Raw genomic sequence first — 10,200 nt, forward strand, 5'->3', positions numbered from 1 at the left:
CTCGTAGTGTTCCAGGTCCGACACGTACCGCGCCCCGGGGCGCCGGGCGCGCAGCGGGGGCTCCAGCCCGCCCCCCCACGGACACACGAAGGGGGCGGAGTCCCGCTCCGCCCCCGTTCGCATTCCGTACGCGGGCCGCTCAGTTACCGCTGCGCGGTCCCGGCAGCAGCCCCACCGCGCCGGCCGCGGCCCGGCGGCTCTGCAGCGGCACCCCGCCGTCCCGGTGCTCGTGCAGCAGGGCCGGTGGCGGGCCCACCGGTCCGGTGCCGGACAGGCCCGCGGGCGCGCCCTGCTGGCCGGACGGCGGCATCGCCTCCGCCTCACCCGGCTTGTCGCCCTGCGGGCGACGGGCCCGGTAGGCGGCCCGGTAGGCGGCCGGGGACGAGCCGAGCTGGCGGCGGAAGTGCCCGCGCAGCGCGACAGGTGAACGGAAGCCGCACCGCCCCGCCACCTCGTCCACGGAATAGTCCGACGTCTCCAGCAGCCGCTGCGCCTGGAGCACCCGCTGCGTGATCAGCCACTGCAGCGGAGCGCTCCCGGTGAGCGAGCGGAACCGGCGGTCGAACGTACGGCGGCTCATGTAGGCGCGTGCCGCCAGGGTCTCCACGTCGAACTGCTCGTGGAGGTGTTCCAGCGCCCAGGCGACGACCTCGGCGAGCGGGTCGGCGCCGATCTCCTCCGGTAAAGAGCGGTCGAGGTAGCGCTCCTGACCGCCCGACCGGCGCGGCGGGACCACCAGGCGCCGGGCGAGCGCGCCGGCCGCCTCGTTGCCGTGGTCCGTCCGCACGATGTGGAGACAGAGATCGATTCCGGCCGCCGTACCCGCGCTCGTCAGCACGTCGCCGTCGTCGACGAACAGCTCACGCGGATCGACGTGCACCGACGGATAGCGCTTGGCCAGCGTCGGTGCGTACATCCAGTGCGTGGTCGCCGGGCGGCCGTCCAGCAGTCCGGCCGCGGCGAGCACGAACGCGCCCGTGCACAGCCCGACGATGCGGGCGCCTTCCTCGTGTGCCCGGCGCAGCGCGTCGAGTGCCTCCTCCGGTGGCGGTGAGGTGATCGAACGCCAGGCCGGTACGACGACCGTCCCGGCGCGTGAGATCGCCTCCAGCCCATGCGGTGCGGTGAGTTCCAGGCCCCCTGTGGTCCGCAGCGGGCCTTCCTCGCCGGCACACACCAACAGGCGGTAGCGCGGCACGCCGGCGTCCTGGCGGTCGATCCCGAACACCGACAGCGGAATGGAACTCTCGAAAATGGGGCCGCCGCTGAACAGCAGCACCGCGACGATCTCCTTGCGGCGTCGCCCGGACAGTTTCCGGGCTGCGGCGTCCGGCGAGGCAGTGGAGTCGTGGCTCATACTGCTAAGCCCCCCTCGGTGGTCGCGGCTCCTCGGTTGTGTCGCTCCTGCACGTTTCCCCTCGGTCCTGCACGAGTCCCCCGCCGTAAGACAGTCAAGATCGAATCTACTGGCTCCCGCGATCGGGCGGTGACCAGTTCCTCACGCGGCACATTGTCGACATGACAACTTGGCGTGAAGCATTCGATCACGAAGCGTTGCACTCGTGAGGCGTGCAGGGAAGTGCGCCTTGTCGCAGTGGCCAAACCGCGTAGGGTGCGCAGCGGCCCGTAGACCCTTTCCGTGCAGGTGGAACGGGGGTTGGAGGGTGGTTCGGACCCCTCCTGGCCGATATCCAGAAGTTGGCTGAAAAGCAGCGTTCGGAGGCACGGAAACAGGTCAGTCGACCGGTGTCTGCTCCCGGGTGTGACGTCCGCCTCTTTGCGCCGCGCAACGCCGGGCCCCCCGCTCGGAGCGGCGCAGCAGCACCCGGCAGACGGCCGTGACCGCGGCGAGGCCCAGCGCGGCGCCCGTGGCGCCGGCCAGCGAGGTGCCGTACCAGACCAGCACCACGGGCACGAGCACGCAGCTGAAGGCCGCCCAGCGGATCACATCGCTCGCGGTGTCGGGCGCGGGGCGCGGCTCGCTGCTGGGTCGGCGTCCGGGCATCTCGTACTCCCTGTGGCGGTGGCTCACCCCGATTCAACGCCCGTCCGACCGGTCGGTCACCGCAGGCGCAGCTGTGAACGCTGTGCAAACCGCCTGTACGGGGCAGCAACCGTTGCGTTACGGGCGCGGCTCGTGCATGCTCCGGTGAACCCCTACGGACGTCGGGGGGCCGCTCACGGAGCGTGCGCGGGATCTGGGCTCAGGAGGCGTGCCGCCGTACCCTTGAGGGTATGGGCTTGGGAAGACGTTTCCCGGACACAGCTCCGCCGCACACTGTCATCCCTCCCATAAAGGATCACTACGCCGAGACAGCCATGGCCGGTCACGAATTCTTCGAACCCGCGGACCGCAAGCGGCCGGTCGCCGATCCCACGGCGGCCGATCCCCTGGCGGCGGAAGAGTCACGCCCTTCCTGCGACCCCGCCTTCCGGCACGGAGTCGTCGTCGGCTTCGACGGCTCCACCTCCAGCGAGCGCGCCCTCGCCTACGCGATCGGCATGGCCCACCGTTCCCACTCCGGTCTGATCATCGTGCACGTCGCGAACCGGCTGCCCACCACCGTGTGGGCCGGCTGCGAGCCGCCCGTCTTCGTGGACGTGCCGGACCACCGCACGGAGGTCCTGGGGCTGGAGCTGGCGTGTGCGGACTATCTGGCCGAGGTGCCGTGGATCCTGGTCGAGCGGGGCGGTGACATCTGTCACGAGCTGGAAGAGGTCGGGCGGGAGTACGAGGCCGACGCGATCGTCGTCGGCTCCACGCACGGCATCGTCGGCCGGATCTTCGGCTCCGTCGCGGGACGGCTCGCCAAGCGGGCGCAGCGGCCCGTGATCGTCATTCCCTGAGCCTCCCGTCTCCCCTCCAACTCCCTTGAGGCGGCTGGGTGTCGCTTGGTGCAGCGCAAAACTACTCGCGCGTAGAGGTGGTTTGTGCCTTTGTGAAGGGCATATAGCGCTCACCGCACGACTGCACCTGCACGAAGGGAGCCCGCCGTGGACAACGACGTCTCTGCGGGAAGCGGAAGCACCACCGTGGCCGGCCGACTCGCCCTGGGCACCACCCTGTTGGCGTTCGGGCTCGGCACCACCGGTGTCATCGACGGCGTGGCCGCGTCCGACGCCGTGTCAGTGGCCCACTACGTGGGCGGAGTCGCCCTGTTCCTCATCGGCCTGCTGGCCCTCCGGGACCGTGACAGCGCCTCCGGTACGGGCTTCGCGGCCCTCGGCGCGCTGTGGTTCACCTGGGCGGTCGCCGGACACTCGTCCGCCAACGCGGCCGGGCTCTTCCTGCTCCTGTTCGCCCTCGTGGCGCTCACGCTGACCCTCGCCGGCGGCGACGGTCTCGGCCAGGTCGTGCACGGCCTGCTGTTCCTGGCGATGCTCGTGCTCGCCGTGGCGCAGTTCGCGGACAGCTCGGCCCTCACCAAGGCCGGCGGCTGGGTGGCCGCCGTCTCGGGCGCGGCGGCCTGGTACGCGGCGACGGCCGCGCCGGCCCACTGGCCGACGGCCCTTCCGGGGCGTGCTGCGGGCCGGGGGGTGACGGCCGCCGGCTGATGAGCAGCAGCACGGGAAGGACCCCCGCGTGTTTGGTGGCCACGCGGGGGTCCGTTCTGTCGCTGTCTCCGCGTCTTACTCCACCGTCACCGACTTGGCGAGGTTCCGCGGCTTGTCGATGTCGCGGCCCAGGGCCTTCGCCGTGTGGTAGGCGAGGAGCTGGAGGGGGATGCCCATCAGGATGGGGTCCAGTTCGTCCTCGTTCTTCGGGACGAGGATCGTCTGGTCCGCCTTCTCCTGGTGCTGGTGGGCCACGGCGAGGATCTTGCCGCTGCGGGCCTTGATCTCCTCCAGGGCCGCGCGGTTCTTCTCCAGCAGGTCGTCGTCGGGGACGATCGCGACCGTGGGGAGGGCCGGCTCGATGAGGGCCAGCGGGCCGTGCTTCAGCTCGGAGGCGGGGTAGGCCTCGGCGTGGATGTAGGAGACCTCCTTGAGCTTCAGGGAGGCCTCGCGGGCCACCGGGTAGCCCCGGACGCGGCCGATGAAGAGCATCGAGCGGGCGTCGGCGTAGCTCTCCGCCAGCTGCTTGATGTCCTCTTCCTGCTTGAGGATCTCGGTGATCTGCTCGGGCAGCTTGCGCAGGCCCTCGATGATCCGCTTGCCGTCGCGGACCGAGAGGTCGCGGGTGCGGCCCAGGTGCAGGGCGAGCAGCGCGAAGGCGACCGTGGTGTTGGTGAAGCACTTGGTGGAGACGACGCAGACCTCGGGGCCGGCGTGCACGTAGACGCCGCCGTCGGCCTCGCGGGCGATCGCGGAGCCCACCACGTTGACCACGCCGAGGACCCGGGCGCCCTTGCGCTTGAGCTCCTGGACGGCGGCCAGCACGTCGTAGGTCTCACCGGACTGGGAGACCGCGATGTACAGGGTGTCGGGGTCGACCACCGGGTTGCGGTAGCGGAACTCGGAGGCCGGCTCGGCGTCGGCGGGGATGCGGGCCAGCTCCTCGATCATCTGGGCGCCGATCATGCCCGCGTGGTACGAGGTGCCGCAGCCGAGGATCTTCACGCGGCGGATCTGCCGGGCCTCGCGGGCGTCCAGGTTGAGGCCGCCGAGGTGCACGGTGGAGAACCGGTCGTCGATGCGGCCGCGCAGCACGCGGTCCACGGCGTCGGCCTGCTCGTGGATCTCCTTGTGCATGTAGGTGTCGTGGCCGCCCATGTCGTAGGAGGCCGCCTCCCACTCCACGGTGGTCGGCTCGGCCGAGGTGCGGGTGCCCTCGGTGGTGTAGGTGCGGAAGTCGTCGGCCTTGAGGGTGGCCATCTCGCCGTCGTCCAGCGTCACTATCTGGCGGGTGTGGGCGACCAGGGCGGCGATGTCCGAGGCGACGAACATCTCCTTCTCGCCGATGCCGAGGACGACCGGGGAGCCGTTGCGGGCCACCACGATGCGGTCGGAGAAGTCGGCGTGCATGACCGCGATGCCGTACGTGCCCTCGACCACCCGCAGGGTCTCGCGGACCTTGTCCTCCAGCTTCTCGGCCTGCGAGCGGGCGATCAGGTGGGTGAGGACCTCGGTGTCGGTCTCGGAGAGGAACTCGACGCCGTCCGCCTCCAGCTTGCGGCGCAGGTCGGCGGCGTTGTCGATGATGCCGTTGTGGACGACGGCGACCTTCTGGTCGGCCGACATGTGCGGGTGGGCGTTCACGTCGGAGGGGGCGCCGTGGGTGGCCCAGCGGGTGTGGGCGATGCCGGTGGTGCCCTTGAAGCGCGCCGGGACCTTGGCCTCCAGGTCGCGCACCCGGCCCTTGGCCTTGACCATCTTCAGGCCGGGCGTCTTCGGGGAGCTGACGACGATGCCCGCGGAGTCGTAGCCGCGGTACTCCAGGCGCTGGAGACCCTCCAGCAAGAGAGGGGCGACGTCACGCTTCCCGATGTATCCGACAATTCCGCACATATATAGAGGTATCCCTTGGCTGTCGCTGGTCCGGCTCCGGCTGGTTTCAGCCGTAGACCATGCGGCGCAGCTGCCTGAGCGTCAGCTCCGGCGGCGCCACCGCCCGGTATTTCAGGTCCGCCTCGATCCGTTCGAAGATCTCCGTGTTCACCAGGCCCTGGGCCTGGAGTTCGCGGTGGCGGCGACGGACGTACTCCTGGGTCGTCTCGTCGAAGTAGGCGAGCACGTCCTGGACCACACGCAGCGCCTCGCCCCGGCTGAGGGGCGTGGACCGCGTCAGATGATCAAGAAGTTCGTCGTGCACCCGGTAGATCCTGGAGTACCGGCGGCTGTTTCGCAAGAATCGTGCCCGATTTCGGGCAAGCGCCTGTTGAAAGTCTTATGGGGCTCTGTTCGCAAGCTGTCCATCCCGCGTCTTGCGACTCGTTGCCCGAACCGACGAGTTTCAGACGCCATGGACATTCCTCGTATGGGAGTACCCGAGAAGCTGGCCGCGCGCATGAGCATGGCCGAGCAGCATGAGTACCTGCGCGCCAGATTCTCGCGGCGCACCATGATCAGGGGCGGCGCCGTCACGCTGGGCGCCGTCGCGGGCGGCGCGTTCGTGCCGGGCGCCACCGCCCGGGCCGCCGTACCCGCCGTGGGGGCACCTCCCACGCCCTTCAGGCAGTGGGGGAGCACCGCCCCCGCCGCCGCGACCGTCGACGGCTCCCTCGTCGCCCCCTTCGGCCGCCACCTGGCCTGGGGCAACGACCCGCGCACCGAGATCACCGTCTCCTGGCAGGTCCCGGTCGCCGTCAAGAAGCCGTTCCTCCGCATCGGCGCCCACCCCTGGGACCTCTCCCGCAAGATCGAGGCCGAGATCCGCACCCTGTACACCCCGGCCGGTGTCGGTGCGAGCGGCGACCACACCCAGTACTACCTGCACGTGAAGCTGACCCACCTGCGCCCCGGCCGGACCTACTACTACGGCGTCGGCCACCAGGGCTTCGACCCGGCCGCACCGCACCTGCTGGGCACCGTGGGCACCTTCACCACCGCCCCCGCCCACAAGGCGCCGTTCACCTTCACCGCCTTCGGCGACGAGGGCGTCGGCTACCACGGCCTGGCCAACAACAGCCTCCTCCTCGGCCAGAACCCGGCCTTCCACCTGCACGCCGGCGACATCGCCTACGCCGACCCGTCCGGCGCGGGCAAGACCACCGACGCCGGCTTCGACGCGCGCACCTGGGACTCCTTCCTCGCCCAGACCGAGTCGGTCGCCAAGCAGGTCCCGTGGATGCCCGCGTACGGCAACCACGACATGGAGGCCTGGTACTCGCCCAACGGCTACGGCGGCGAGGAGGCCCGCTGGAACCTCCCGGACAACGGCCCCGACAAGAAGAACCTGCCGGGCGTCTACTCCTTCGTCTACGGCAACACGGCGGTCATCTCGCTCGACGCCAACGACATCTCCTTCGAGATACCGGCAAACCTGGGCATATCCGGCGGAACGCAGACGAAGTGGCTGGAAGGCCAGCTGAAGAAGTTCCGCGCCTCGAAGGACGTCGACTTCGTCGTCGTCTTCTTCCACCACTGCGCCTACTGCACCTCCACCGCGCACGCCTCGGAGGGCGGGGTGCGCCAGGAGTGGGTGCCGCTGTTCGAGAAGTACACGGTGGACCTGGTCATCAACGGCCACAACCACCAGTACGAGCGCACCGACGTGATCAAGGCGGGCAAGGTCGCCAAGAAGCTGCCGATCGGCGGCACCGCCTACCCCGAGACCGACGGAGTGGTGTACGTCACCGCCGGCGCCGCCGGCCGCAGCCTGTACGCCTTCTCCGCCCCGGACTCCTACGAGGGCCACGAGCACGAGACCGAGTCCGTGGCCTCCTTCGTCAACACCAAGGACGGCAAGGTCGACGAGACCGTCGCCTGGTCCCGGGTGCGGTACCTGAACTACTCCTTCCTGCGCGTGGACGTCACCCCCGCGCCCAAGGGCCGGCAGACCACGCTGAAGGTGTCGGGCATCGCCGAGACCGGCGACCGCATCGACCACTTCACGGTGTCCCGCAGGGCCAAGTAGGCACCCGTGGCGCAGGCGGTCCTCACAGGCGCTTGAGGACCGCCTGCTTGGCCAGGGTGAACTCCTCGTCCGTCAGCACCCCGTCGCGGTGCAGCTCGCCCAGCTCGCGCAGCCGGCGCAGCAGCGCGTCGTGGTCGTCCCCGGCCCGCTCCCCGGCCGGCTGCGACGGGATCTTCCGCAGGCCGGGGCCGGCCGCCGAGGGATGCGGCAGGCGCGCCTGCACGGCCGCCGCGACCAGGGCCATCAGCGGGTCCTTCTTGAAACCCCACAGCTCGACCGCGTTCGGGTCGTACTTGGGCGGCGCGGTGACCGGGGCGCCGCGCACCAGGAACCGCAGATGCCCGTTCTCCAGGCCGGCCGCCGGCTGCCACTCCACGCCGGTGATGTCCGCGAGGGGGATCGTGCGGGGGCCCGTGGAGGCCTTGGCGTCCTCCGTCTTCCAGTTCCACTCCAGCCGCACCCGCTCCCCGTCGAAGCCCGCCGTGCCGTCCCCGGCCGAGACGGACACCGGCAGCGACGGGCCCGGCAGCAGGTAGGTGCCGGCCGGGTCCGGGGAAACCCCCTCCAGGAGCAGGGCGTTGCGCAGCTCGTCGGCGACGTACTCGGCGACGCCGTACCGGTCGGGCTCCACGGCCAGCTGGTACGGGTCGTGCGCCTCGGCGAGCCGGCCGGCGGTGGCCTGCAGCAGCGGGTCGGCGCCGTCGCGCAGCCGCAGCCGGAGCCGCCCCGCCTTCCGGCCCTGTTCGAACGAGACACCGGCCAACGCGCCGAGCGGTACGACGAGTTCGCCCAGCTCGCGGCGGAGCAGGCCCACGCTCTTGTCCCGGCCGGGGGTGATGCGCAGGGCGTCGCCGTCGAAGACCCAGGTGCCGTCCTTCTGGATGATTTCCGCCATGCGGGGATTGTTTCACCCGATCTGCGGGACAGTGGTCTCGACCACGTCGGGCGGTCAGCCCCGTCCGACGGTCGACCCCCTCCGAAGGGAGCGCATGTGAGACGGAACCACAGCACGACTCCCCGAATCCCCCGCGTCCTCGGTGCCCTGCTGCTGCTCGCGGCGGCCGGCGCCGTCACCGTGGGGGCGGCGCCCGCGGCGGAGGCCGCCGTCCCGACCCCGCTGGACCGGGTGGTCCCGGCACCGGACTCCGTCACCCCGGGCGGGACGCCGTACCGCATCACCCGGGCGACCGGCGTGCGCGTCGACGGCTCGGCCGAGGTCCGCCGGGTCGGCGCCTATCTGGCCGGCCTGCTGCGGCCCGCCACCGGCTACCCGCTGCCGGTCACCGACCGCGGCACCGGTGGTATCCGGCTCCGGCTGGCCCGCGGCGACTTCGGCGCCGAGGGGTACCGGCTGACGAGCGGCGCCGGCGGGGTCACCCTCACCGCGAGCACCCCCGCCGGGCTCTTCCACGGCGTGCAGACCCTGCGTCAGCTCCTCCCGGCCGCCGTCGAGAGGAAGACCGTGCAGCCCGGGCCCTGGCGGATCGCCGGCGGCACCGTGCAGGACCGCCCGCGCTACGCCTACCGGGGCGCCATGCTGGACGTCGCCCGGCACTTCTTCACGGTCGCCCAGGTCAAGCGCTACATCGACCAGTTGGCCCTCTACAAGTTCAACGAGCTGCACCTGCACCTGAGCGACGACCAGGGCTGGCGCATCGCCGTCGACTCCTGGCCGCGCCTGACCACCTACGGCGGCTCCACCCAGGTCGGCGGCGGCCGGGGCGGCTTCTACACCAAGGCCGACTACCGGGAGATCGTCCGGTACGCGGCCTCCCGCCACCTGGAGGTCGTGCCCGAGATCGACATGCCCGGCCACACCAACGCGGCCCTCGCCTCCTACGCGCAGCTCAACTGCGACGGCGTGGCACCCCCGCTGTACACCGGCACCAAGGTCGGCTTCAGCTCGCTGTGCGTGCCCCGGCAGGTCACCTACGACTTCGTGGACGACGTGATCCGGGAGCTGGCCGCCCTCACCCCCGGCCGCTACCTGCACATCGGCGGCGACGAGGCGCACTCCACGAGCCACGCCGACTACGTCGCCTTCATGGACCGCGTGCAGCCGGTCGTCGCCCGGTACGGCAAGACGGTCATCGGCTGGCACCAGCTCACCGGCGCACACCCGGCCCGCGGCGCCCTCGCCCAGTACTGGGGCCTGGACGGCACCAGCGCGGCGGAGAAGGCGCAGGTGGCGCAGGCGGCCCGGAACGGCACGGACCTGATCCTGTCCCCGGCCGACCGGCTCTACCTCGACATGAAGTACACGAGCGCCACCAGGCTCGGCACCCGGTGGGCGGGCCTGGTGGAGGTGAGGCGCTCCTACGACTGGGACCCCGGCACCTACCTGTCCGGCGTACCGGCCTCGGCGATCCGGGGCGTCGAGGCGCCGCTGTGGTCCGAGACCCTCACGAAGACCGCCGACATCGAGTACATGGCGTTCCCGCGCCTCGCCGGCGCCGCCGAGCTGGGCTGGTCACCGCCGGCCACGCACGACTGGAGCGCCTACCGGGTGCGGCTGGCCGCCCAGGCCCCGCGCTGGGACGCCCTCGGCATCCGCTACTACCGCTCACCGCAGGTCCCCTGGCCGGCCCGCTGACCGGCCGAGGGGGGCCCCCCCCGCGCCGGCCCCCCGGGGGGCGGGCGGCCGGGCGGCCCGCGGACGACCGCGCGGGGGGTGTGGAGGCGGC

Annotated in this window: 9 protein-coding genes; 4 read left to right on the forward strand and 5 right to left on the reverse strand. The window is 71.5% G+C overall.

The annotated features are described in order from the left end of the window. Window positions 1-139 precede the first annotated feature (139 nt). Together ABZ923_RS39750 and ABZ923_RS39755 are read right to left on the reverse strand one after the other, a co-directional pair. Window positions 140-1,357 (reverse strand): helix-turn-helix domain-containing protein, encoded by a 1,218-nt coding sequence (locus ABZ923_RS39750; RefSeq protein ID WP_361482777.1) that lies wholly within the window; start codon window positions 1,355-1,357, stop codon window positions 140-142. A 378-nt stretch (window positions 1,358-1,735) separates the two neighbouring features. Next, window positions 1,736-2,005, reverse strand: a complete 270-nt coding sequence (locus ABZ923_RS39755; RefSeq protein ID WP_361482780.1) for a hypothetical protein — start codon at window positions 2,003-2,005, stop codon at window positions 1,736-1,738. A gap of 314 nt (window positions 2,006-2,319) precedes the next feature. Between ABZ923_RS39755 and ABZ923_RS39760 the strand changes: the two genes are divergently transcribed. Further along, window positions 2,320-2,847, forward strand: coding sequence for a universal stress protein (locus tag ABZ923_RS39760; protein WP_053710488.1), 528 nt, complete (start codon window positions 2,320-2,322; stop codon window positions 2,845-2,847). Window positions 2,848-2,994: 147 nt separating this feature from the next. Further along, window positions 2,995-3,555 (forward strand): GPR1/FUN34/YaaH family transporter, encoded by a 561-nt coding sequence (locus ABZ923_RS39765; RefSeq protein ID WP_361482783.1) that lies wholly within the window; start codon window positions 2,995-2,997, stop codon window positions 3,553-3,555. Window positions 3,556-3,630: 75 nt separating this feature from the next. On the opposite strand, the gene glmS is transcribed toward ABZ923_RS39765, so the two are convergent. Continuing rightward, window positions 3,631-5,448, reverse strand: a complete 1,818-nt coding sequence (gene glmS / locus ABZ923_RS39770) for a glutamine--fructose-6-phosphate transaminase (isomerizing) (protein ID WP_361482786.1) — start codon at window positions 5,446-5,448, stop codon at window positions 3,631-3,633. 46 nt (window positions 5,449-5,494) lie between these two features. Continuing rightward, window positions 5,495-5,752, reverse strand: a complete 258-nt coding sequence (locus ABZ923_RS39775; protein WP_361482789.1) for a hypothetical protein — start codon at window positions 5,750-5,752, stop codon at window positions 5,495-5,497. Between the two features lie 165 nt (window positions 5,753-5,917). Here ABZ923_RS39775 and ABZ923_RS39780 point away from each other — a divergent pair, with 165 nt between their 5' ends. After that, window positions 5,918-7,516 (forward strand): metallophosphoesterase family protein, encoded by a 1,599-nt coding sequence (locus ABZ923_RS39780; RefSeq protein WP_361482792.1) that lies wholly within the window; start codon window positions 5,918-5,920, stop codon window positions 7,514-7,516. Window positions 7,517-7,538: 22 nt separating this feature from the next. On the opposite strand, the gene ABZ923_RS39785 is transcribed toward ABZ923_RS39780, so the two are convergent. Then, complete coding sequence (locus ABZ923_RS39785) at window positions 7,539-8,411, reverse strand: DUF4429 domain-containing protein (protein ID WP_361482795.1); 873 nt, start codon at window positions 8,409-8,411, stop codon at window positions 7,539-7,541. 96 nt (window positions 8,412-8,507) lie between these two features. Here ABZ923_RS39785 and ABZ923_RS39790 point away from each other — a divergent pair, with 96 nt between their 5' ends. Then, window positions 8,508-10,109: a beta-N-acetylhexosaminidase gene (locus ABZ923_RS39790; RefSeq protein ID WP_361482798.1), complete on the forward strand. Its 1,602-nt coding sequence runs from the start codon at window positions 8,508-8,510 to the stop codon at window positions 10,107-10,109. Window positions 10,110-10,200: the final 91 nt, after the last annotated feature.

The organism is Streptomyces sp. NPDC046881, from assembly GCF_040645015.1.
Lineage (GTDB): Bacteria > Actinomycetota > Actinomycetes > Streptomycetales > Streptomycetaceae > Streptomyces.

Excerpts from the sequence above, each read along its gene's own strand:
- ABZ923_RS39750 (WP_361482777.1), bottom strand. The coding sequence starts at position 1,357 with ATGAGCCACGACTCCACTGCCTCGCCGGACGCCGCAGCCCGGAAACTG.
- ABZ923_RS39755 (WP_361482780.1), bottom strand. The coding sequence starts at position 2,005 with ATGCCCGGACGCCGACCCAGCAGCGAGCCGCGCCCCGCGCCCGACACC.
- ABZ923_RS39760 (WP_053710488.1), top strand. The coding sequence starts at position 2,320 with ATGGCCGGTCACGAATTCTTCGAACCCGCGGACCGCAAGCGGCCGGTC.
- glmS (WP_361482786.1), bottom strand. The coding sequence starts at position 5,448 with ATGTGCGGAATTGTCGGATACATCGGGAAGCGTGACGTCGCCCCTCTC.
- ABZ923_RS39780 (WP_361482792.1), top strand. The coding sequence starts at position 5,918 with ATGGGAGTACCCGAGAAGCTGGCCGCGCGCATGAGCATGGCCGAGCAG.
- ABZ923_RS39785 (WP_361482795.1), bottom strand. The coding sequence starts at position 8,411 with ATGGCGGAAATCATCCAGAAGGACGGCACCTGGGTCTTCGACGGCGAC.